The sequence below is a fragment of the Vibrio sp. OPT20 genome (assembly GCF_963889365.1).
In the GTDB taxonomy this organism is placed as follows: domain Bacteria; phylum Pseudomonadota; class Gammaproteobacteria; order Enterobacterales; family Vibrionaceae; genus Vibrio; species Vibrio splendidus.
The window spans coordinates 848,254-871,887 of the sequence record NZ_CAWPOA010000031.1; the positions used below are offsets into that span (position 1 = coordinate 848,254).

Sequence of the window (23,634 nt, forward strand, 5' to 3'; positions counted from 1 at the left end):
AAATGGATATCTGGTTGTTGGTCGCTTTGATACTAATGAGCCTGTTTTTGATTGTGATCGTTATTGCCGCGAACAACAATGGCAGTCATCTAAAAGGCAATGTGATGATTTCACTTACTGCTGTGGCTTTGAGTGTGCTTGTCTGGTCTCAACTGAAACAAGAGTTACCTCAACTTCCATTGGATGATAACAATAACTACACGGCGACAGATTTCGAAGATGAACTTCAGCAAAGCCTTGAGCAAGACCCGAATCAATCCGATTTGTGGTTTAAGCTTGGTGGTGTGTATATGCAGAAAGGGGAGTTTGATGCAGCGTTCACCTGTTACGACTACGCGATTCGATTAGACCCTCAAGCACCTTCTGGCCTCTATGCAGCCAAAGCAACGGCACTTTACTATCTTAGTTCTCAAGCGATGAGCGATGACGTGAATGCGTTACTGGATCACTCCATGCAGCTTGATCCCAATGATCGTACGGCATTGATGCTGATTGCGACCGATCACTTCATTAGTATGCGCTATCAACAAGCGATTGATGCGTGGACTCAAATTCTCGATTCCAATCAAAAGGGCATTGATCGTGTTTCTATTATCCATTCGATCAACCAAGCCAAACAAATGATCCGCTAGGCTTGGTCAATAGGCTGTTCTTCCTGATTAGCCTTTGAAACTATTTGTCTTTGAAGCGATTTGCTTTTGAAACGATTAGCCTTTGAAACGACTTACTTTTGAAGCGATTAGCCTCTAAAGCCATTAATCTCTCAAGTTATTGGCTTTCTTGCATTTCGATTAAGCCACCGGCGTTGTGTATCTGAGTAAACCCTTGAGCACGCAAGAATTGATAAGCTTGTCCTGAACGATTGCCACTGCGGCAATACAACACGATGGGTTGGTCTTTATCTATCTTAGCAAAGTGAGTAGCCACTTCAGAAAGAGGGTAGTTGATGGCGTTGTCTAGATGCCCTTGTTCGAACTCTACAGGTGTTCTGACATCAACCACTAATGCGCCTTTCTCTATTAATTCCCACCCTGTCTCTGCACGCTCAGATGCGTGAACGCCTGAACTGAGTAGTGCAATACATAATGCCGAAAGCGAAAGTAAGATTTTCATTGTTTATTCCTTGAATTGGCGAGCGGATCGGGGGGGCGATATTGATGTGTCTTCCCCAAAACCTAAAAAAACCAGCCACACAATAATAGTGTGACTGGTTTTTACGTAATGGTCTAATTGAAGAAACTAGTATTCGTAGTTGGCTTCACGCTTTTCAGCTTGCTCTTCCCATTTAGGAACAACAGTGTCTAAGAAGTGTTGTTTCTCAGCGTTCATCTTATCCATGTCCATTCCAAGCGCTTTTTGAGCTGCTTCTTTTGTCGAGATATCTGGAATCTCGATTGGATCGGTGATGCCTTTCTTCGCCAGTAGACGAACAATCTTAGTTCGAGCATCGGCTGCGCGGTCAACGGCAGTACCTAGCACTTCTAGAGCGATTTCAGGTGCATGCATATGAATGCCGTGAGACGCAATAGCGTAGTCCCAACGCCATTGAGCGTGACGGATATCCAGTAGGATAGGCTCCATCTCTTGCTCTGTCGCACCCGCTTCCCATGCCGCGCCAGCTTCAAAGTGAGCGGCTACGATTTGTTTCTCAGCAGTTAGCTTCATGTTCAGAACTTGCGCTTTACGGCTTGAAACGATGTTACGCATGGTTTCTTTCGATTGAGTGTGACAGTTTGCACACGTATCTTCGAAGCGGTCGAATGGGTTACCCACTTTATGGTCGGTATAAACAGTGCCATCTTCTTTGGTCACCTTCGGCATATGACAGTCAGCACAAACGACTTTGTTCTTGCCGTGGATGCCTTCGCGCCATGTTTCGAAACCTGGGTGCTGTGCTTTCAACATGGGTGCTTTCGATACTTTATGCGTCCAATCTTTAAAGTTGATTGCATCATAGTAACGTTCCATGTCGCCAACGGTTGTACCTTGGTCCCAAGGGAATTTCACACCTTTGGTTGGCCCTGTGAAGTAGTATTCCACGTGGCACTGAGCACATACAGAAGCTTGTTGGTCTAAACGGCTTTGTTCATCAAACTTTTTACCAATCGTTTCAAATGCACGTTCAACGTAAGGACGAGTCACCTTAAGTGCTGGTTCACCATTTTTAAAGCCTTCGCTTTTGGTATCGTGACAGTCTGAACAGCCGATAGGGTTAATGATCTCGTTGCCAAGACGCGCCCACTTACCTTCGAAGTAACCATCTTCGCCACGTTCTTCAATAACACGTGCTACGTCTGGGCTCTTACAGCTCCAACATGCCATTGGCATTGGGCCTGAGCTTTCGTCTGTTGGGCCGCCAGTACGAAGCGTTTGTCGTACATCGTCAATCGCATAAAAGTGACCACGTGCCTTGTTGTAATCTTTTGCGAAGCCGTAGCCAGCCCACATGATAACCATGTTGGGATCTTCTTTTAGTGCGTCTTCAATAACTTCGCTTTCTGAAGTCTGTCTCCATGAATGATATTGATCTGGGTGGTTTTGCTCGAACTGGTCGTTACGAGGATCGCCAATTTCTTTTTGTTCAGACGCAGCAAAACTGGTCGCGCTTGCTAGTGATGCGCTAACCATTAATAGTGCTGTGACCGAATTACGTATCCAATGCTTTTTCACAGTGATATCTCCAATATACTGATTCTTATACCAAGCGTTGTGAGTTTGCTATTCAAATTAAGAACTGGAGAATTCCTGTTTATATTAATTCATAAACAAACACATTTTGTTACGTGTTGGATATAGCTTGTCTTAGATCAATTAATGGTAGTGACTTCAATCACGTTGAAGTTTATATACCCCTAAAGGGGTATTGGTGGGCAATGTTATTAAAATTTAATTGAGAATTATTATCATATATAACAATCAATTACCTAAATTGACCATGATATAAATAGGGTGATTGCGTTCACAGATTAACCCATCCAAATTTCGTATTACCCAATTAGAGGTATATTCTAACTATAGAAAGCGTTGTGGCTTATCCAAAATAAGAATTGATATCATTTAAGCGGTAATAATATCGTTTAAGGGTACTTTTGTTTAACCGGAATATTATTTAGTTGAGAGTTAAATAATGCCGGTATAAGGAAAGGATAAAATGGGCAATATTAAATTGGCCATAGTCATAATGCTTAAATCCCTTCTAGCATTCTGCCTCTATGGTTATTCCATTCATGCTGTTGCTGAGCCTGCTGTTACGCCAGTAGGAGAATCAACAAGACATGAAGTCGAATTAATCCGCGACAAAGACTACAAGTGTGTTCAATGCCATAAAGATTCAAAAGAAACGGTATTGGGTTCACATGGTGAAAGTGCACACGCTTTGCTTGGCCGCGAAGTAAATTGTACCGACTGTCATAGTTCTATTAGCCCCGATCACCGTGAAGGTGCGCCCGAAGTGGTGAAGTATCGCGAGGCTCAATCACAACCGGGAACTGAAAAGGTTTTCCTAGACCCTAGCTTAATTTTAGATGCCAATAGCCAATGTATCGATTGTCACAAGCCTGATGATCTGCGTGAAGCGAGTTGGACTCACGATGTTCACGCGCAAAACTTAACGTGTTCAAATTGCCATGATGTTCATGCGACTGAAGCAAAGGTGTTGGGCTTAGATAAGAAGCAAACCATCAAGCTGTGTGTGGATTGCCATTCAGACTTCAACCAGAAGAAAGAAGAGGAGTAATCTATGAGCTGCTCAAGAAGAAACTTTTTAGCAGGCGCTGGTGCCGTTATTTTTACCACAGGTGTAGCGGGAACTGCGGCAGTAACAAGTCGCAAGACGCTAGCCAATGTTCAAGAAGATGGCACTAAACGTTATGGAATGATTCATGACGAAACCGCTTGTATTGGTTGTACCGCCTGTACCGAAGCATGTCGTGAAGTAAACAAAGTACCGGAAGGTGTATCGCGCTTAGAAATTATTAAGAGTGAGCCCCAAGGCGAATATCCCAATGTTGATTACCGTTTTACTCGTAACTCTTGCCAACATTGTGATAACGCACCTTGTGTGATGGTTTGCCCAACAGGCGCGGCCTACAAAGATGAAAAAACCGGCATTGTCGACGTTCATCAAGAGAAGTGTGTCGGTTGTGGTTATTGTCTATTGGCTTGCCCATATCAAGTGCGCTTTTTCCATCCTGAGAACAAGTCCGCAGATAAATGTAACTTCTGTCGTGATACCAATCTTGCACAAGGGAAGTTGCCTGCTTGTGTCGAATCTTGCCCGACCAATGCGCTGGTCTTTGGCGATCTAAATGACCCTAAGAGTGAGATAAACCAGGTGCTTCAATCGGAGGTGGTTTACAGAGATAAAGCTTATCTAGGTACTCAGCCAAAACTCTATAAAGTGCCACACCAAAAAGGGGAGATTTGATTATGAGTGCATGGGACGCAGCTTTTCAGTCTGGTACGGTGGTATGGGACTGGATTATAGCCATCTATCTATTTCTCGCGGGGATGTCGGCGGGTGCCGTAATGATCTCCATTTACCTAAAACGTAAGGTCATTGAAGGCGATCCCGCTCATGATGGTGTGTTAAAGGCCACGGCTTTTCTTGCACCATTTGGGATCATTTCAGGTCTGCTTATCTTGGTTTTCCACCTGACAAAACCGTTATCCTTTTGGAAGATTATGATCTTCTATAATCCAACGTCTGTGATGTCGATGGGTGTGATCTTATTCCAAGTATATATGGTGATCTTATTCCTTTGGATCGGCATTATATTTAGAGATCAAATAGTCGTGTTCTTGAATGATCAAGCATGGCTAAAAGGGCGACTTGATTTTGTCGGTAATTGGATTGGCAAATTAGAAGTGTTTGAGAATGCTCTGGAAATATTCTTAGCTGTTCTTGCTCTTATGCTTGCCGCTTATACCGGATTCTTGCTTTCAGCTTTAAATACTTTCCCACTATTGAATAACCCAGTGCTGCCGATTTTGTTCTTATTCTCGAGCTTATCTTCGGGAGCGGCGGCGTGTATTTTATTTGGTGTGCTGGTCTTTAAAGAATCACCTCATAGCCCGACTATTTCATGGATTCACGGATTCGAACGTCCAGTCGTGATGTTTGAGTTGTTTGTTCTAATTACTTTCTTTACTGGGCTGATCTTCGCTGGTGGTCAAAGTGAACAAGCAGTATGGAATGCAATTGGTAGTGGTTTCTGGGCGAGTTGGTTCTGGTATGGCGTCATCGGTGTTGGCATGGTTTTACCGTTGTTGCTGAATGCCGTCACACCAACCTCAATCCGCCATAGCTCGGTGTATATTTTCTCCGTGACTTCGCTAAGTCTAATGGGCGTATTAATGCTGCGAACTTTTGTCCTTTATGCAGGGCAGTTAACGATAGCTTAATTTTGCTCAAGTTTATTAGTGAGCAGATGTTGGATACTGAATATCTGCTTATTAATGAACATGCTTTAAACAAATATGAGATGCGTGTTCAGATCGGCTCTGCTCAAGCGGAGCCTTATTGAGGTGATATGGTCGGTTCTTTGGGGCTGTTTAGTTTAGTGTTGGTTGCTGTACTCAGTAGCATTATTGGTGTGCATTCGTTTTATCAAATGCTAAAAAAACGGACGCAAAATATAGGTTTAATCCGCAGTTTCTCTCTTTCAAGTGCATTGTTTTCTCTCACTTCTGTCGCATTGCTTGGCTATGCCTTTGTCAGTGATGACTTCTCTATCCTCTATGTCGCTGAACATTCGAATACTCAATTACCCTCATTTTTTAAGCTTGCAGCCGTATGGGCAGGCCATGAAGGTTCCTTGTTATTTTGGGTACTGACGATCAGCGTCTGGTCTGGCGTGATTGCCTTACAAAAACACTATTCGAATGAATACCAAAGCCGTGTGTTGTGGGTAATGAATCTACTGCTCGCGATATTTGCTTGGTTCACGTTATTCGCATCCAACCCATTTGAAATGAATTCGATCTTGCCGCTAGAAGGGCGTGACCTTAACCCAATGTTGCAAGATGTTGGCCTGATCTTTCATCCTCCATTACTTTACCTTGGCTATGTCGGTTTTTCTGTGGTGCTGGCATTTGCTGTAGCCGCTTTGCTGGTTGATCCTATTGAGTTTGATTGGGTTGCCCATTGTCGCAGTTGGTGTCTAGTCGCTTGGATCTTTTTAACTGCAGGGATCATTCTTGGTTCTTGGTGGGCATATTACGAATTAGGCTGGGGCGGCTGGTGGTTCTGGGATCCTGTTGAAAATGCCAGCTTGTTGCCGTGGCTTACTTCAACAGCTTTACTGCACAGTCTAGGCGTTGCTAAGGGTAAACAACAGCTCTTGAAATGGTCTCTCAGCCTTGCTTTCATTACGTTTTGTTTGAGTATCTTGGGTACCTTTATTGTTCGTTCTGGCGTATTAACGTCGGTGCATGCTTTTGCCGTTGACCCAACCAAAGGTATCGCACTGCTACTTATATTAGTGTTGGTATTGGTGAGCTCATTTTCTCTGCTTATCATCAGAGGAGAATCTTTTGAATCTAACCCGATTACTAGCTTCGCCAGTAAGAGTTTTTTAAGCCTAGTCGCGGTACTCATTTTTGTCCTGGCGACCGCTGTTGTGGTGTTTGGCACTTTTTATCCAATGGTATTCGAGCTATTTGGACTGGGGAACATATCGGTAGGTGCGCCTTACTTTAATCTGTTAATTGCTCCTTTGGCTTTGCTTGCGTTAGCCGTCGTCGGCTTAGCCCCTTTACTGAGTATTAAACCTCAGGCAACCAAAGGTGTTATTTCATTGTTAGCTTTGGTGTCGTTGGCATTGAGTTACGCTTGTTATTCTTGGCAAGTAGAACAGGCGCAAGCACAAGTGATGGCTCTGATGACATGGTCACTCGCGTTTTGGGTATTACTCACTCATGTTTATGGCTTAGTGGTGACGCGCAGCTCCAAGTTCCAACGCAAAGTCTGGGTGATGACCTTTGCTCATGTCGGGGTTGCAGTACTCGCTGTAGGTGCTGCAATGAATAGCTATCACTCATTTGAGCGCAGCTATAAACTAAGCCCGGGCGCACAAGTAGAGTTCATGGATTGGACGCTTTCTCATCGTGATACTGAGCTTTATGTCGCTTCAAATTTTACCGCAGAGAAGGCGATACTAAACTTAGATACTGGTGAGAAAAGCTTTACCATCGCGCCAGAAAGAAGACACTACCAAGTTCGAGTCATGAACATGAGTGAGCCTGCAATGAAGTGGTTCTGGCATGGCGATGTTTATATCACCATGGGCGAGAAAGTAGATTCCACCGCTTATGCGTTTCGAGTGCAATACAAGGCGTATGCGCGCTGGATCTGGTTTGGTGGGTTGTTCTCCATTCTTGGCGCTTTACTCTCATTGACTCATCGTAAAAAGAAAACCGTTAAGGCGTCACAGTATGCATACCAGCGTTCGTAACAAGCTCATCACGTTAATTATCTTGGCATTAATGGTGGTGTTGGGTTTTGCCTTTGCGCTCAATAATAAGCAGCAATCGACGATTGTGTCAGAGCAAAAAAGGGCATTCCCAGAATTCATATCTACTGCGTTAGCGAATAGTGAAGGCATCAGTAGTAAACAGGAAATTACGTTGGCTGATGTCACTCAGCATCCTTATCAACTGGTTAATGTATGGGCTTCGTGGTGCGGTATATGTAAAACTGAGCACGCTTTTTTGCTCAAACTTCATGATAAAGGTATTCCAATTGTTGGGCTCAATTATCGAGATAACTCCGGGGCAGCGATCAATGTGTTATCGAGCGATGGCAATCCGTACTCAACGGTGATCAGTGATCCTCAAGGTAAGCTAGCGTTAGAACTCGGCGTAATCGGTACTCCTGAAACGTATCTGGTCGACGCTGACGGCCAAATCATTAAGAAGTTACTGGGCGTGATCAACGAATCAGTGTGGCAAGAAGAACTTGCGATGTATTTTGATGGTGCGAATGGATGATGAAGCCTTTAATACAAGCACTCGTTGTGCTGTCTACGTTTATGGTTATTAGTTTTCCGATTTTGGCAGAAGATCTGTTTACAGCCAGTAATAAGGATACGAGTATTCAAGTTGAGCTGTTTGAGTTTGAAAACCCAGAACAACAGCAGCGCGCTATTACATTGGCAAAAACCCTACGTTGCCCACAATGCCAGAATCAAAACCTGATTGAGTCGAACTCTCCAATTGCAAAAGACTTACGCCTTGTTGTATTCAATATGGTGAAAGCAGGGAAGAGTAATAATGAAATTACTCAATATATGACGGAAAGGTTCGGTGAATTTGTGCTCTATAAACCAGCAATGAGTGTTTCAAACTTATTACTTTGGCTACTTCCGAGCGTATTATTCCTCTTATTTATATATCTATCAGTAAAAAGTGTTAGAAAGAGCTCATAAAAATTATGTATTACTGTTTACCAATTGACCTGTATTTTGTAACATTAAAGGATTATAAAGGCTAAGCACTGTTATATAAGGATGTATCTGTGGATAACGTAATCTCAAATTTAAAGAAAGAGTTCCATACTCGTGTCCGATCTGACAAATGGGCAGAAAAATACAGTGCAAAGTCGAGCATTTCTACGCTTACTCAAGAAGAGTTAAACGAATTAGAGAACGCTTGGGTTCAGCTTGTTATCTGGAAGCAAACTCAAATAAGTTGAACGTTCTGTAAAAAATCGTAGCCTTAGCCGCAACTGATTAATTTATAACCCCATGTTGGTCATTCCAATGTGGGGTTTTTTGTTACCTGAAAAATTATTGTTATAATATAACAATTAGTGCATGGTCGACCTTGAAAAAAATTGTTAACAGCCTCATAGTGTCTATCATTAGATAGTTAGCTACAAAATATTGCCTAGACATATAATGTAGTGTTGTTAAATACATCGAATTTTCAAGTGAGTATAGCTATGGCGGAAGTGCGTGCCAGAATAGATTTCAAAGTAGGGGTAACAAGCAGTATTGATGCTGAACTTCTGTCTTTTCATGGATTGAAAACAGATAAAGAGCATGTTGCTGTGATATTTAAATCAGCAGACAAGACACAAGACATACCTCTTGTTCGTATGCACTCTGAGTGCCTGACTGGTGATGTTTTCCATTCCTCTCGCTGTGACTGTGGTGAGCAGCTAGACGAAACCATTAGAATTATGGGTGAGACGGGTGGAGTGATTCTTTACTTACGCCAAGAAGGTCGTGGTATTGGTTTATACAATAAAATCGATGCATACCGCCTGCAAAGCGAAGGTATGAACACTTACGAAGCCAATAACCATCTAGGTTTCGGTGATGACTTGCGTGATTTTACTGAAGCGGCAGAAATGCTTCGTGCTTTAGGAACCACAAAAATTCGCCTAGTCACTAACAACCCAAAGAAAATCAATGAGCTGAAATCTTTTGGTATTGAGATTGAAGAAGTGGTGAACACCTCTGCTCATGTTAAGTCGGGTAATGAAAGCTACCTGAAGGCAAAAGTCTCACACGGTAAGCATAATCTGGATATTTGATTAGCCTCTTTGTTGCGCTTAACATAAAAATGTTTAAAGACCTCACATATGTGAGGTTTTTTTGTATTTATCTTGCAATAAAATTGTAAGTTTGTATTATTCCAATCCGTAGTGCAAATGATAATGGTTTGCACTATTACTACGAATAATAATTTAAAGCTCAACAAGGATGCTTCATGACTATTAAATCTTTAGTGACAAAAGCCGTAACTTCGTCACTCCTTTTTGCCTCTGCTTCTTCTTTCGCAGCAGTAACTCAAGATCAAGTTGTAGAACATTACGCAGATATTGCTCATGCCGTGTTTGCAGATTCAGTAATTACAGCAAAAGCGTTGAACTCTTCTATTGATACCTTCTTAGCTTCTCCTTCTGCTGGCAATTTCGAACAAGTAAAACAAGCTTGGCTTGAGTCTCGCGTACCTTACCAACAGTCAGAAGTATTCCGCTTTGGTAACGTTGTTGTTGACGATTGGGAAGGCCAATTGAACGCATGGCCACTTGATGAGGGCCTAATCGATTACGTTTCGACTGATTACCAATATGAGCTTGGTAACGAAGGCGCTAGCGCAAACATCGTTGCTAATAAAACTTTCCAAATTGGTCAGACAACGGTAGACGCAACCAACATTACTCCAGAACTAATTGCAGATCTCAACGAGATCGGTGGCTCTGAAGCAAACGTAGCGTCTGGCTACCACGCGATTGAATTCCTACTTTGGGGTCAAGATTTAAACGGCACAAACAGCGGTGCAGGTGAGCGTGCTTACACTGACTTCGTTGTTGGCGCTGAGTGTACTAATGGTAACTGTGACCGTCGTGGCGCATACCTAAAAGCATCAGCTGAACTTCTTATCCAAGATCTAGAATGGATGGAAAAACAGTGGGCTGAAGGCGAGAAAGGTAACTACCGTCAAGAGCTTCTTTCTGAATCTAGCGACAACGGCCTACGTAAAATGCTATTTGGCATGGGTTCGCTGTCTCTAGGCGAACTAGCGGGTGAGCGTATGAAGGTTGCACTAGAAGCAAACTCTACTGAAGACGAGCACGATTGTTTCTCTGATAACACGCACAACTCTCACTACTACAACGAGCAAGGCATCTACAACGTTTACACGGGTCTATATAAGCGTGAAGACGGCACTCTGCTTTCAGGTCCAAGCCTGTTTGACCTAGTAGAGCAAAAAGATGAGCAAGCTGCGAAAGAGATCCAAAAGCAGTTTGACCTAGCACGTGCACAAGTTGGTCAACTAGTAACGTCTGCTGAGAAAAACAACCAGCACTTCGATCAGCTAATTGCTGCTGACAACGCTGCGGGTAACGCACTAGTAAACAAAACGATTGTTGCGCTAGTGTCTCAAACCGCTGCGATTGAGCGTGCCGCTGGTGTTATTGGTATTGATAGCCTTAACCCAGACACGGCTGATCACGAGTTCTAAGAACCCGAGACGAAAACAATTAAGGGCTCTCATTGAGCCCTTAATTGTTTGTTATTCAAAAAAGTTACTCCCACATAAAAACTAAAATCAAAAACACCGCAAGGCAATGTATGAAGTCGTATCTATCAGCCTCACTATTAACCGCACTGTTTTTCTTATCGCCATTACATGCCCATGAAACTTACTCTGGTGGTAAAACGACTGTGAAGAAAGAGGGAGCGAATGCTTTTTCTCTTCCTGCAGCCAATCTACCAATGAGCAAACGCTTGGATTTCAGTGTTGGTAACAGTTTCTTCAGAAACCCTTGGGTACCTGCACCCTCATCAACCGATGCGCGTGATGGGTTAGGCCCACTATTCAACACCAACGGTTGTCAAAACTGCCATATTAAAGATGGTCGTGGTCATGCGCCTGAAAAAGGCGATGAGAACGCGGTTTCAATGTTGGTTCGCTTAAGTATTCCAGCCGAAACGCCAGAGCAGAGACAAGCCTTCATTCGTGATGGTGGTATTCCAGAACCGACTTACGGCGGCCAGTTACAAGATTTCGCGCTTCAAGGTGTGAAACCAGAGGGTAAAGTGAACATCAGCTACACAGATGTTCCCGTTGAATTCAAAGACGGCACAGTCTTGACTCTGCGTAAACCAACCCTAAAGATTACTGATCTTGCTTTTGGCGAGATGCACCCTAAAACAGAGTTTTCTGCGCGCGTTGCGCCGCCAATGATTGGCCTTGGTCTGCTGGAGAGCATTTCAAAAGAAACGATTCTTGGATTTGCTGATCAGCAATTGGCCGACAAGAAAGGTATTTCAGGTAAAGCTAACTATGTTCTCGATGTTCAAACCAACGAAATGGCTCTAGGTCGTTTTGGTTGGAAAGCTGGACAGCCAAACCTAATGCAGCAAAATGCGGCGGCGTTTAACGGTGATTTGGGCTTAACGAGTCGCTTATTCCCGAATGAAAACTGTACATCAGCGCAATCAACTTGTGATGATTTTCCAAATGGTGGTAAACCAGAAGTCAGCGACAACATTCTAGATTTTGTTGAGTTTTATTCGCAGCATCTAGCGGTACCTATTCGTCGTAATGTCGACAATCCAGTCGTTGTTCAGGGTAAAAAGCTGTTTAAAGACGCTGGTTGTCAAAGTTGTCACCAAGCTGAATTCCGCACGGCAGAGCGTGAAGGTTTACCGGCACTGTCTAAGCAGTTAATTAGCCCATATACCGATATGTTGCTGCACGATATGGGTGAAGGCTTAGCGGATAACCGTCCTGAGTATCTTGCGAATGGCCAAGAATGGCGCACAACACCTTTATGGGGATTAGGCTACACCAAAGAAGTGAATGGCCACACGTTCTTACTTCATGATGGTCGTGCGAGAAATGTTATGGAAGCTGTGCTTTGGCATGGCGGTGAAGCAGAAATGGCGAAACAAAACGTTTTAGCTCTTAGTAGCAGCGAGCGTGAAGCGCTATTGGCGTTCTTAAACTCGTTATAGGCTGAGTTGAATTCAGTTTAGTTAACGGCTAATGACTTAAGAAAGCCGCTATCAAACCACTTAGCACCGCTGAACTTGTAGGAATACGAGTCCAGCGGTCGTTTCGTATTTAATGAACTCATATAATTAAAAGAAAAATTAGGAAGTAAGGTAACAGCATGACACATAAATTTTTGTTAATGCCTTTGTCGGTATTAATCATGGCAGGCTGCCAATCATCGGGTGAGCAAGCCGCTTCATCTGAGGTTAACGGTGTGTCTTATCAAGCAGACACGACCGACCACATCAGTCGCAGTGTCTATCAACAAGAGTTTGATTCTGCAGTCCTATTCGCCAAGCAAGCCAACCAGCTAGAAGTCTTGATGCAGGGTTACTGCCAAACTAATGATGTTGAGTTAGGTGCTTTGAAAAGTCAGTGGCAGCTCACCATGAACAGCTGGATGGCACTACAAGGCCAAGAAAGAGGCCCAACAGCAGCGCTTGAAGAGAGCTGGAATGTTCAATTCTGGCCAGACAAAAAGAACACGACGGGTCTTAAGATGCGTCAATTAACTCAGCAGAACAAAGCTTGGTCTCAAGACGAAATTGCTCAGCAGAGTGTGACAGTGCAAGGGCTAGGAGCGTTGGAATGGTCGCTTTATGACGAGCAATCGCCACTGCTTCAAGACAAAGCGCTAGGTTGCCAATCATCACAAGCGATTACTGAAAACTTGGCGATTAAGTCATCTTCGATTGCACAAGCATGGCAGGTTAACCCTTGGTTAGCGCTAGACGAGACCCGCTGGGAGTCTGAATACATCGCTTTATTGACCAACCAACTTGATTACAGCATGAAAAAGCTGAGTCGCCCGATGGCGAAAATTGGTCATCCGCGTCCTTACTTCTCAGAATCATGGCGTGCACAAACCTCGATGACTCAACTAAAAGCGAATGTAGCAGCACTTCAGAATTTGTACCTTGCCGATGGCAATGGTCTAGACGGCTTGTTGAGAGAGAAGGGCTTAAACGACCTAGCTGATCGCGTTGCTGACCAGTTCACATTGACGCTAGATACTTGGCCTACAGACTCAAGCTTGTTTGAGTTATTGCAGAGCAAAGAGGGCTATAGAGATGTGCTGACTCAATACAACAAACTAGAACGTTTGAAGTACCTCATTCATGAAGAAGTGGCGATAGAGCTTGGTGTCGTAATAGGATTTAATGCTACCGATGGTGACTGATACTACGCGAAGAGTGCTACTCAAGGCTGCACTGGGTTGTGCAGCTGTTCCATTGCTTCCGTTTGGCTGCGCTAGTCGCTTTGGTGCTGTGAGCTCATCTAGTGAGCCTCAATTAATCGGTTGTGCGCTGAATGGGCGAGGTCAATATTCAGCGGTTGTGGCTGACGAATATGGAATGCCATTGAGTCAACTGCCGATCCCAGATCGTGGTCATGGCGTCGCGATTTGCCCAACCTCATCACATGCGGTGGTGTTTGCTCGTCGTCCTGGTGACTATTTTATGGTGTTTGACTATAAAAACGGTCAGCAGATCAAAATGGTCGTGAAAGGTAACAACCGTCACTTCTATGGTCATGGCGTTTACTCATTAGATGGCAAGTTACTGTATGCCACTGAAGGGAAAACGGACAGCAGCCAAGGTGTGATTGGCGTTTACGATGTCGCGCAAGGCTATCGTAAGGTCGAAGAGTTCAGCGGTTTTGGTATTGGGCCTCATGAAGTGATCATCATGCCGGATGGTAATCTCGCGATCGGCGTTGGTGGCGTTCATACTGATGGTAGAACACCGAAAAACCTCGATTCGATGCAGCCGAGCTTGAGTTATGTTTCTCCTGAAGGTGTGTTACTTGATCAGGTTGAATTGTTGGATAAGAAGCTGAGCATTCGACACTTAGCCCATGATGGTGCTGAAACCGTGCTTTGTGGCCAGCAATATCGTGGTGAACCAGATGAGTATCCTTCGCTATTGGCGATGCATACTAAAGGCGGCCAGTTTGAATCGCTGAACGCAGAGCCAGAGCAATGGGCAAGGTTCAATCACTATATCGCCAGCATTGCGGCGTCAGATGATTGGATTATTGCGACTTCGCCAAGAGGCAACTGCTACGGTATTTGGTCTAAAGAAACCAAAGAATTAGTAGAACTCTCTGCATTATCTGATGCTTCTGGTGCTGTGCTGCTTGATGGTGAGTTTCGATTAAGCTCTGGGGCAGGAAGTGTGGTAAGCCAGAGCAAGCCTTATGAGAAATCAACTCAGCAATCATCGGTCCAGTGGGATAACCATTGGAGTTCAATCTGATTTATAAAGCCTCTTAAAAATAACATGCTTACTCCCATTTCTTTGCCATACTTATGAGATGGTTGGTGATGGAGTTAAGCATGTTCGCGAAATACTTCTGTGGATTATTAGTTCTAGTTTCTGTGCACGCATGGAGCTATACGAGTTCTGACGAGAGTCGATTTATTCCGGCTGATTCAGAGCTCTCTTTTATGCTGATTTATCCAGAGCTTACCCAGAGTATTTATCAAGACTCGTCTCTGCCTATTCTTTGGGATTCACCTGAACTTGTTAAGGCGTTTGAATTTCAATTGTCGCTTCTCGAACAAGCTCAAATGGCACCACTCTTCGAGCGACAACTCAAGCAAATTCGTCACTATCAATCTCATGCTCAATGGCAAGAGTTGGACATATTACTCACCGATACCTTTATCTACTACCTGAGCTACGTTGAAAATGCGCCGCTTGCCGGTAAAGAGTGGTACTTCTCGGGCAAGCTGCATTCCAAATTACCCGCGCCTTCTCCGCATATTCTGATGAGATTGAAAAGCAGCGTCGCCAATGATTACTTATTGGAAATGGTGTTGTCTTACGCGCCGCCTGTTGGGGATTTTGACCAATTCAAAGCAACCTATTCGGTGTTAGAAACCGCCTCTGAACTCAATATTGAACGATATAGACAGAAAGGTTTGAAGCGCTTGGGTGACGAGCTTTCAGGCAAAACGGTTCTTGTTGAGCGCATTGCCTTGGTTGGTGTTGATACCTCGATGATCGCGGTCGATTTTCCCGAGTTCGATCGAGATCTGCAAACGGCGATTAAATCTTTTCAGCGAATGCACGGCCTTACAGATGATGGGATCGTCGGGCCAGATACGATCAAATGGATCAACATGAGCTTTGATGATCGGTTGACTTCATTGGCTCTGAATGCCGAGCGTGTTCGTTTGTGGCCTAGAGACAGAGACTCTCTCATCGTGGTCAACGTGCCTAGTTTTGATATGAAGTATTGGGAAGATGGCGAAGAGGTCTTTGAGTCCAAAGTCGTGGTGGGCAGAAAGTCGCGAAAAACACCACTTTTAGAGATAAATCTCGATTCGGTCATCCTAAACCCGACTTGGAATGTGCCATGGAAAATCATGGTCAAAGACATCTTGCCTAAGGTGAAAGCGGACGAAAGCTATCTAGATACACACAACTTCCAAGTGATTGATGGTTGGCGCACTATGGAGACGGTCGACACCACTGAGATCGATTGGCAGACCATCAATTTCAATTCTTTCCCATATCGAATGCGTCAGCAGGCCGGGTCGCGTAATGCATTAGGTTTGTACAAGTTCAACACACCTAACAAGCGAGCGATCTATCTGCACGATACGCCAAGCAAAGGTCTGTTTAATGACGACTTCCGTGCTTATAGCTCCGGCTGCATACGCGTTGAACATGCAGAGGAATTGGCTGAGTTGTTGTTTGCTACCAAGGTAAGGAAAGTACCTAACCAGAGTGATGACCTTGCTCCGAATACTAAGGTGCGACTCAAGAAGCGAATCCCCGTACATATCATTTATCAAACCGTATTGTTTGAAGAAGGGGGCATACAATATCGTGGTGACATCTATCAATATGATAAAGAGGGTGGTTAATTATCACTGAAGCCAATAAGGGTGATCTTGACCAAAAAATGACAACCAAGCTTCTATTGATAAAATTATAATGTGGATCAATAACTAACCGTGCAAAGGTTACAAATACTAACCTTTTGGGCGGTTTTTGTACGTTGACGCAGCAATTACCATTATGTATCGTGCATTTTTCGTTCGATCTAATTGGTTTTTTTGCTGTATGTCTCAAAGTTTATTTTCACGCCGTCAGTTTCTGACTTACGCTGGTGGTACCGCTGTTGTCGCCTCAATTACTCCTTCTATCGCTTTTGCTTCATACCCTGATCAACCAAGAACGATTAGCATGAACAATCTTCACACTGGTGAACGATTAGAGACCTGTTATTTCGATGGCACTAACTATGTTGGTGACGAGATGGCACGCCTCAGCAAACTATGTCGCGATTTCCGCCGTAATGAAATTCACCCAATGGATAAGAACCTGTTTGATCAGATCACTCAGATTCAAAATGTCTTAGGTATTCAAAAAGAAGTTCAAATCATCTCTGGTTACCGTTCTCCTGCGACCAATGAAGCATTGCGCTCTAAGTCGAGTGGCGTAGCTAAGAAGAGCTACCACATGTTGGGTAAAGCGATTGATTTCCGTATTGATGGCGTCAACCTAAAAGAATTAAGAGACGTAGCCAAAAGCCTGAACGCGGGTGGTGTAGGTTATTATGCACGTAGCAACTTTATCCATATCGATACTGGCCCAGTTCGCAGCTGGTAGCGCTAGGCTTAGATTGCGAGCGAAACGGTAGGGACTTGTCAAAGTAGACATCCAATGTCATAGTTTGCCCAAATTTCAGTTTGCCCTTTAAGGTTTGTATATGTCTCTCAAGTATCAAGTTGTCCCTGTTACCTCTTTCTCTCAAAACTGCTCAATTGTGTGGTGTGATGAGACAATGGAAGGCATCGTTGTCGATCCGGGCGGTGACGTTCAACAGTTGGCTGCGATCATTGAAGAGCTAGGTGTTAAAGTGGTGAACTTGGTACTGACGCACGGTCACCTAGACCATGTGGGCGGCACTGTACCGCTTGCTGAGATCTTGAACGTGAATATTGTTGGCCCGCATAAAGCCGATAACTTTTGGCTTCAAGGCTTAGAGAACCAAAGCCAGATGTTTGGTTTCCCACTGTGCAAAGCTTTTGAACCAAACACATGGTTGGAAGAGGGCGACAAAGTGACTTTTGGTAACCAAGTGATTGATGTGATTCATACTCCGGGTCATACGCCAGGTCACGTTGTACTGTTCAGCGAGCAAGCGCGCATGGCGTTTGTTGGTGATGTTTTATTTAACGGTGCTATTGGTCGTACGGATTTCCCTCAAGGTGATTTCAACACGCTGATTGCTTCAATCAAGACTAAGCTTTGGCCACTAGGCAGCGACGTAACATTCGTTCCGGGTCATGGCCCTGAGTCTACATTTGGCCGTGAGCGCGCATCAAACCCATTCGTAGCAGATGAAATGCCTCTGTACTAGGTCTCTGATTTAATAGAAGAACGATTGAAAATGAAGCTTAGCTTTTCCTATGAAAGCTAAGCTTTTTTATTGCGTACGAGTTTATTTTTAAACCTGTTTAATTTTAATCAGAAAGACGCTCGGCAGCCGCCAAGTAGCGTCGAGCAAGTCCAATAAACTCTTCTCCACTCATATTCAAATCTTGAGTTGATATGAAAATATCGTAACCGTGGAAACCCCTCTGATATTTCATCCTGTTCGCAAGCATCGCCTGCAATCCTGAATAGTCTTTAATCACTGCGTTTTGCGCATTCGATTTATGGGATTTCGATTCATGGGATGAACTTGGGCTAGTCTGTGTTTGGCTATCGTTGAAGATAACCTCGTCAGTATTTTGTGACTCTTTATATCTGTTCAGTTCCACACAACCGCTCTCAGTGCAGCGAGCATGGTAATGCGATGAGTCGAGCACCATATCTTCAAAGTTTGACTCTTTACCCGCTTGCTTGGCGCCCAGATACAAAAGTGCTCGCTGACTCAGCAATAACTCGCAAGTGATTTTAGGGCAAATTGAATCGAGGTAGGGCGAGTAATCTTTAACCTTGATACCAACCCAAGGAAGAGGTTGATGCCACCCATCTTGTTCGTAAGTACATAGGCCAATCTTTTCAATATTACTCCACTTTAAAACCCACCCACCTTTATAAAAATGCTGCTGAAAATGCGTCGGTGTGAGAGTGAACATCACTCTGCTGCGCAACATTAAATAATAACCAGTTCCGAGTAGGGCAATAATGCAAAATGCACCCACGATCAGTAACTTTGGATTGTCACTGTACAGAGCAACGATCAAGCAAACGAAGCCTAAAACAACGGCCAGAATACGGTACGAACGTGTGAACGAAGGCAAAGAGAAATTTGTAAGGTGACGAGTGTCCATAGGCAACACCAAGTTTTCATATTTTTGTCTGGATGGATAACCAGTGTATATGACCCTGAATTGATAAGTCGATGATTAAATAATAGACGCTAGTAGACAATATCGGTATTTTTCGTCGACTTTCGGCGCTTCACTCTACAAATAGCTCCTGTTTTTTGGTATAAATCGCGCTTCAAATTTTCACCACTGCGAAAAGAGCAGTGAACTGGAGAAATATTCAATGAGACTTGCTCATAAGCGTAAGGTGCAGGCTAAACTGCAGAAACGCACTAAAGCGGCTGTAGTTAAAGCAGTGGCAACGCCGAAAAAAGCGAAGCCTGTCGCAGAGAAAGTTGTAGCAGAAAAAACTGTAGCAGCAAAACCAGCGGTAGAGAAAGCAGTAGCAGCAACTAAAGAAGTTGCAGTAGCACTGACTCCTAAGCAACAACAAGTTCTAGACATCGTTGTTAGCAATGCTGAAGGCATTAACCCTAAAGGTATCGGCCTAGCAGCTGGTCAAGAAGACGCGAAAGCAGCTTCATGGGCAACAGGCGCATTGAAAAAACTTCTTGAAGAAAACCTAGTAGCGAAAGAGCAACTTGCAGGTAACAAGGTTATCTACAAAGCTATCTAATCCTGTGGGATTACATTCGCTTCGTTAAGTTTTTAAGCCTCGATTTTCGAGGCTTTTTTGTATCTGACGGATCATGTTTAACCCAAAACCAAAACCAAAACCAAAACCAAAAACAAAAACACAACCTAAACCCTAAACCCATACTTATATTCAAACCTAGCCCCAGCAGCCTTATTTCCAATCGGCTGATCTCTTTCGTTATTCATCTGTCTGTCGCGTGTCCCATGTTTCGAATCAGTAAGCACTAAAGTAGGGCGTCTGATTCTCTGAAACCTTGATTCTCATGGATTAAATGCATTTAGGTGCGTATTTGATCTGTGGTGTGAATAGAGCCTCATCACGAAATGGCAATCAATTGTTAACGGTATTTAATTATTAATACTTAGGTATTTATCAATAAGCATTCCCCTGGTGAATGGAGTAAGTCCTTTAAAATCGACATAACTCAATTATCTCCTACGTAGTTCTACGTAATCCTTTGGTCTAATACGCAGTTTGTGTGGGTCTGTCGTGCGTGCTCTCCCTGATATCTAGTTGCCTCATCAAGGTGCACTCTTATGTTGAACCATAAAAAATACTCACAGAAAGAGTGTTAATCCAACAAAAGGACGTGAACATGAGTCTCATTTCTAACTCCCTCACACGAGTTTTTAAAAACGTTGCGGTTACTGCAGCGGCTTGTTTAGCTTTGGTCGCAACTGGTGCCACAGCTGCTGATAAGGTTTATCGCTTGAAGCTTGCTGAAACATGGGGACCAAACTTCCCTGTTTTCGGTGATGCAACCAAAAACATGGCTGCGATGGCTGAGAAAATGTCGAATGGTCGACTGCAAATCAGAATCGATTCAGCGAACAAACACAAAGCACCGCTTGGCGTTTTTGACATGGTTAAGTCTGGTCAATACGACATGGGTCACTCAGGCTCTTACTACTGGAAAGGTAAAGTTCCAAACACTCTTTACTTCACTTCTATGCCTTTCGGTATGACGCCAGCTGAACAATATGCGTGGTTCTATCACGGTGGCGGTATGGAGTTGATGGAGCAGGTTTACTCTCCACACAACCTAATGTCGTTCCCAGGTGGTAACACGGATATTCAGATGGGTGGTTGGTTTCAAAAAGAGATCAACAGCGTTGAAGATCTACAAGGTCTGAAAATGCGAATCCCAGGCTTTGCTGGTGAAATCCTTGCGGAGCTAGGTGCTAAGCCGACTAACATTGCCCCTGGTGAGCTTTACACGTCTTTGGAGCGCCGCACAATCGACGCACTAGAGTGGGTAGGTCCATCACTTGATCTGCGCATGGGTTTCCACAAAATCGCGCCGTACTACTACACAGGTTGGCACGAGCCGGGTTCAGAGCTTCAATTCCTAGTGAATAAGCGTACATGGAACAAGCTTCCTGAAGACCTACAAGAAATCTTGCGTGTTGCAATGCGTACAGCGGCTTACGACATGTACACACAAGCAACGCACGAAAGTGGCAAGAACTGGGTTTCAATGAAAACAGAATACCCAGATGTACAAGTTAAAGATTTCCCGCCTGAAGTCATGTCGGCATTGAAAGAAGCGAACGATCGCCTACTTGCTGCACATGCTGAGAAAGATGAGCTGGCGAAAGAGATCCAAGCTTCACAAGCAAGCTACCTAGAGCAAGTGCGCTCATGGACGGATATTTCACACAGAGCTTATTTAAATAGCCAAGCGAAATAATCGACAGTTGTGACCTAAAAGTTAAATGAACCCAAAGCAAACGTACTGTTACATAGCTTAAGTCTAAGGGCTTACGTATCTAAGCAGATAAGCGGCGGGTTCATTTTAAACATAATAATTAAGCAGGATAAATCCTGTAACAAGATCCCAAGAACCCTTTCTACGTCGTGCATCTTGTTAGCGCTACTTGTTTTAGCTGCCCTAACTCTAATACGCGATGTCTTTTCAAATTCCATGGAGTCGGGAATGCGAAGTCTAATTTATATTGAACGCCTATTTAATCGTATCGGTGATGCACTGGGATGGCTTTCCAGTATGTTGTTTATCCTTCTTGTTGCGAACGTTGTGTATGACGTTGTGATGCGATACGCCTTTAACGATGTGTCTATCGCCTTCCAAGAGATGGAATGGCACCTTTTCTCAGCCGTTTTTCTATTAGGTGTTCCTTACGCCATCAAAGCGGGTGGCCACGTGCGAGTGGATGTTTTTTACGAACAACTCAGCTTCAAGGCACAAGCGATTATTGACCTAATAGGCACCGTTGTCTTCCTGCTTCCTTTCTGTTTGCTGGTGGCTTGGTTTGGTATCGATGTGGCCAAAGAGAGTTATAACCTGGGTGAAACGTCGGGCGATCCCGGTGGCTTGCCGTATCGTTGGATCATTAAAGCGATGATCCCACTGTCGTTTTTCTTGATGGCAGTTAGTGGTGTTGGTTTGATTCTGCATTCGTTGAACAAAATTTTTAATCCGCACCTTATCCATGCAAATAACACGCATGCAAACAATACTCACACAAAAAATACTCACACAAAGAATAAGTAGAGGCTGAACATGATTGGAATAGTAATGTTTTTCGTAGCCTTGTTTGCACTTTTACTTGGCTTCCCGGTCGCGTTCACCTTTGGTGGTATCGCGTTAATCTTTGGTGTTTGGGCTGAAGGCATCGAAATGTTCGCCTTCATGCCATATCGAATTCAATCGATCATGGAAAATACGGTGCTGATGGCCGTTCCATTGTTCGTTTTCATGGGGCTTGTTCTGCAAAAGACCAAGCTTGCTGAGCAGTTGCTTGAGTCAATGGGACGACTGTTTGGTGGCGTTCGTGGTGGTATTGCGATCTCGACGGTACTGGTAGGTTCACTGCTTGCTGCTTCAACGGGCGTAGTAGGTGCTTCTGTGGTGGCAATGGGTCTTATCTCGTTGCCAGTTATGCTCAAGTACAACTACGACAAAGGCTTAGCCTGCGGCACTATTTGTGCGTCTGGCACGTTAGGGCAAATCATTCCGCCTTCTATCGTACTGATCTTATTAGGTGATGTACTCGGTGTGCCAGTAGGGGACTTGTTCCAAGCGGCGATTTGGCCTGGTGTCATGTTGGTGGGCGCATATATCGTTTATATCTTGATATACGCCAAGCTTAACCCAGAAGCGGCTCAACCAATTGAACGTGATGACTCAATTAGTCGTAAACAAGAAGTCATCAATGCACTGAAAGCTATCGTACCGCCACTCGCGCTGATCATTGTGGTATTGGGCTCTATCTTCGCGGGTGTTGCCACGCCGACAGAGTCAGCTGCATTAGGTGGCGCGGGAGCCTTAGTACTTGCTTTGCTGTACGGTCAATTCAGTTGGTCGATGGTGTATGAAGCGTCCAAAGAAACAGTGAAAGTCACGGCAATGGTCTTTGCTATCTTGCTTGGTGCGACGGCATTCTCGATGGCGTTTACTTATACTGGCGGTGATTATCTGGTTGAAGAGTGGATGCTGCAGTTGCCGGGTGAAAAATGGGGCTTCTTGATCATTACCATGTTGGTGATTTTGATTCTGGGTTTTTTCATCGACTTCGTAGAAATCTGTTTCATTATCGTGCCGATCATTGCGCCTGTTGCTGAACTGATGGGCATCAACATGACTTGGTTCGCTATCCTTATCGCGATGAACCTACAAACCTCCTTCTTAACGCCGCCATTTGGTTTTAGTTTGTTCTATTTGAAAGGGGTTGCACCGAAAGGCGTCACCACAAAAGACATCTACCGAGGCGTGATGCCGTTCATTCTGATTCAAATCCTCGTACTTGGATCACTTCTCGCTTTCCCTTCTTTCTATGGAATGTGAGTGAAGCCAAGAATGTGAATGATATGTTTCAACGGCTATCTATAAATTGCTAAAGTAAAACGGCTTATTGATGTTCAGTAAGCCGTTTTTTGTGAGGGAAAGGAATGCCTCTAAAAGCTAAGCTGATTTTGCTGACGCTACTCCCGTTGCTACTGGTCACGGCGAGCATAAGTTGGATCTCGTTACACCAAACCAAGACGTTGGGTGCGAAAGAGGTCGAGATCTTCAGAGACAGCTTAATCAAGTCGCGTGAAAACGCCCTCAAAGACACGGTCGACCTCGCATTCGACGCCATTGAACATATCTACAACGACCCCGATATCAAAGAAGCACAAGCCAAAAAAGAAGTTCGAACCATATTGTCTAAACTTAGATATGGCTCTG

23 protein-coding genes and 1 pseudogene are annotated in these 23,634 nt (G+C 44.1%); 21 read left to right on the top strand and 3 right to left on the bottom strand.

The window, feature by feature from the left end; genetic code table 11:
* Positions 1-2 precede the first annotated feature (2 nt).
* Entirely contained in the window at positions 3-632 is a 630-nt protein-coding gene (locus AACR09_RS04955) for a TPR domain-containing protein (RefSeq protein ID WP_102442540.1), read from the top strand.
* Positions 633-768: 136 nt separating this feature from the next.
* Here AACR09_RS04955 and AACR09_RS04960 read toward each other — a convergent pair whose 3' ends face one another.
* Positions 769-1,113, bottom strand: a complete 345-nt coding sequence (locus AACR09_RS04960; RefSeq protein ID WP_108166927.1) for a rhodanese-like domain-containing protein — start codon at positions 1,111-1,113, stop codon at positions 769-771.
* 126 nt (positions 1,114-1,239) lie between these two features.
* A complete protein-coding gene (nrfA, locus tag AACR09_RS04965) occupies positions 1,240-2,670 on the bottom strand; it encodes an ammonia-forming nitrite reductase cytochrome c552 subunit (protein ID WP_017091593.1) in 1,431 nt (476 codons plus the stop codon).
* A gap of 481 nt (positions 2,671-3,151) precedes the next feature.
* Here nrfA and nrfB point away from each other — a divergent pair, with 481 nt between their 5' ends.
* From nrfB to AACR09_RS05040, 15 genes are all read left to right on the top strand, one after another.
* Entirely contained in the window at positions 3,152-3,736 is a 585-nt protein-coding gene (gene nrfB, locus AACR09_RS04970; protein ID WP_004733372.1) for a cytochrome c nitrite reductase pentaheme subunit, read from the top strand.
* Positions 3,737-3,739: 3 nt separating this feature from the next.
* Complete coding sequence (gene nrfC / locus AACR09_RS04975) at positions 3,740-4,426, top strand: cytochrome c nitrite reductase Fe-S protein (RefSeq protein ID WP_016797526.1); 687 nt, start codon at positions 3,740-3,742, stop codon at positions 4,424-4,426.
* 2 nt (positions 4,427-4,428) lie between these two features.
* Complete coding sequence (gene nrfD / locus AACR09_RS04980) at positions 4,429-5,403, top strand: cytochrome c nitrite reductase subunit NrfD (RefSeq protein ID WP_193836087.1); 975 nt, start codon at positions 4,429-4,431, stop codon at positions 5,401-5,403.
* Between the two features lie 128 nt (positions 5,404-5,531).
* Positions 5,532-7,454 (top strand): heme lyase CcmF/NrfE family subunit, encoded by a 1,923-nt coding sequence (locus AACR09_RS04985; RefSeq protein ID WP_193836088.1) that lies wholly within the window; start codon positions 5,532-5,534, stop codon positions 7,452-7,454.
* Positions 7,435-7,989, top strand: coding sequence for a DsbE family thiol:disulfide interchange protein (locus AACR09_RS04990; RefSeq protein WP_004733376.1), 555 nt, complete (start codon positions 7,435-7,437; stop codon positions 7,987-7,989). The genes AACR09_RS04985 and AACR09_RS04990 overlap by 20 nt, the downstream gene beginning before the upstream one ends.
* Positions 7,986-8,426 (top strand): heme lyase NrfEFG subunit NrfF, encoded by a 441-nt coding sequence (gene nrfF / locus AACR09_RS04995; RefSeq protein WP_193836090.1) that lies wholly within the window; start codon positions 7,986-7,988, stop codon positions 8,424-8,426. The genes AACR09_RS04990 and nrfF overlap by 4 nt, the downstream gene beginning before the upstream one ends.
* Before the next feature lie 89 nt (positions 8,427-8,515).
* Positions 8,516-8,692 (top strand): hypothetical protein, encoded by a 177-nt coding sequence (locus AACR09_RS05000; protein ID WP_193836091.1) that lies wholly within the window; start codon positions 8,516-8,518, stop codon positions 8,690-8,692.
* 249 nt (positions 8,693-8,941) lie between these two features.
* Positions 8,942-9,538, top strand: a complete 597-nt coding sequence (locus AACR09_RS05005) for a GTP cyclohydrolase II (RefSeq protein ID WP_004733379.1) — start codon at positions 8,942-8,944, stop codon at positions 9,536-9,538.
* A gap of 176 nt (positions 9,539-9,714) precedes the next feature.
* Positions 9,715-10,974, top strand: a complete 1,260-nt coding sequence (locus AACR09_RS05010; protein ID WP_017066835.1) for an imelysin family protein — start codon at positions 9,715-9,717, stop codon at positions 10,972-10,974.
* A 110-nt stretch (positions 10,975-11,084) separates the two neighbouring features.
* Positions 11,085-12,473: a di-heme oxidoreductase family protein gene (locus AACR09_RS05015; protein WP_193836093.1), complete on the top strand. Its 1,389-nt coding sequence runs from the start codon at positions 11,085-11,087 to the stop codon at positions 12,471-12,473.
* Between the two features lie 158 nt (positions 12,474-12,631).
* Positions 12,632-13,693, top strand: a complete 1,062-nt coding sequence (locus AACR09_RS05020) for an imelysin family protein (RefSeq protein ID WP_193836094.1) — start codon at positions 12,632-12,634, stop codon at positions 13,691-13,693.
* Positions 13,683-14,771: a DUF1513 domain-containing protein gene (locus tag AACR09_RS05025; RefSeq protein ID WP_029404975.1), complete on the top strand. Its 1,089-nt coding sequence runs from the start codon at positions 13,683-13,685 to the stop codon at positions 14,769-14,771. Before AACR09_RS05020 ends, AACR09_RS05025 begins: the two co-directional genes overlap by 11 nt.
* 80 nt (positions 14,772-14,851) lie before the next feature.
* On the top strand, positions 14,852-16,390 hold the full coding sequence (locus AACR09_RS05030) for a L,D-transpeptidase family protein (protein ID WP_193836095.1): 1,539 nt from the start codon (positions 14,852-14,854) through the stop codon (positions 16,388-16,390).
* 199 nt (positions 16,391-16,589) lie between these two features.
* Positions 16,590-17,138, top strand: coding sequence for a YcbK family protein (locus AACR09_RS05035; RefSeq protein WP_004733385.1), 549 nt, complete (start codon positions 16,590-16,592; stop codon positions 17,136-17,138).
* 100 nt (positions 17,139-17,238) lie between these two features.
* A complete protein-coding gene (locus AACR09_RS05040; protein ID WP_004733386.1) occupies positions 17,239-17,892 on the top strand; it encodes an MBL fold metallo-hydrolase in 654 nt (217 codons plus the stop codon).
* A gap of 103 nt (positions 17,893-17,995) precedes the next feature.
* Here AACR09_RS05040 and AACR09_RS05045 read toward each other — a convergent pair whose 3' ends face one another.
* On the bottom strand, positions 17,996-18,811 hold the full coding sequence (locus tag AACR09_RS05045; protein ID WP_076646201.1) for a DUF2982 domain-containing protein: 816 nt from the start codon (positions 18,809-18,811) through the stop codon (positions 17,996-17,998).
* 220 nt (positions 18,812-19,031) lie between these two features.
* Here AACR09_RS05045 and AACR09_RS05050 point away from each other — a divergent pair, with 220 nt between their 5' ends.
* The 5 genes and pseudogenes from AACR09_RS05050 to AACR09_RS05070 form a co-directional block, all read left to right on the top strand.
* On the top strand, positions 19,032-19,424 hold the full coding sequence (locus AACR09_RS05050) for a hypothetical protein (RefSeq protein ID WP_004733388.1): 393 nt from the start codon (positions 19,032-19,034) through the stop codon (positions 19,422-19,424).
* 616 nt (positions 19,425-20,040) lie between these two features.
* Complete coding sequence (locus AACR09_RS05055; protein ID WP_017060957.1) at positions 20,041-21,135, top strand: TRAP transporter substrate-binding protein; 1,095 nt, start codon at positions 20,041-20,043, stop codon at positions 21,133-21,135.
* A gap of 234 nt (positions 21,136-21,369) precedes the next feature.
* The gene (locus AACR09_RS05060; RefSeq protein ID WP_076646195.1) at positions 21,370-21,957 is read left to right on the top strand and encodes a TRAP transporter small permease subunit; all 588 of its coding nucleotides are present in this window, start codon (positions 21,370-21,372) and stop codon (positions 21,955-21,957) included.
* Between the two features lie 9 nt (positions 21,958-21,966).
* The gene (locus AACR09_RS05065; protein ID WP_017083881.1) at positions 21,967-23,250 is read left to right on the top strand and encodes a TRAP transporter large permease; all 1,284 of its coding nucleotides are present in this window, start codon (positions 21,967-21,969) and stop codon (positions 23,248-23,250) included.
* A gap of 104 nt (positions 23,251-23,354) precedes the next feature.
* Positions 23,355-23,634: pseudogene (locus tag AACR09_RS05070) on the top strand (cache domain-containing protein); the annotation flags it as partial.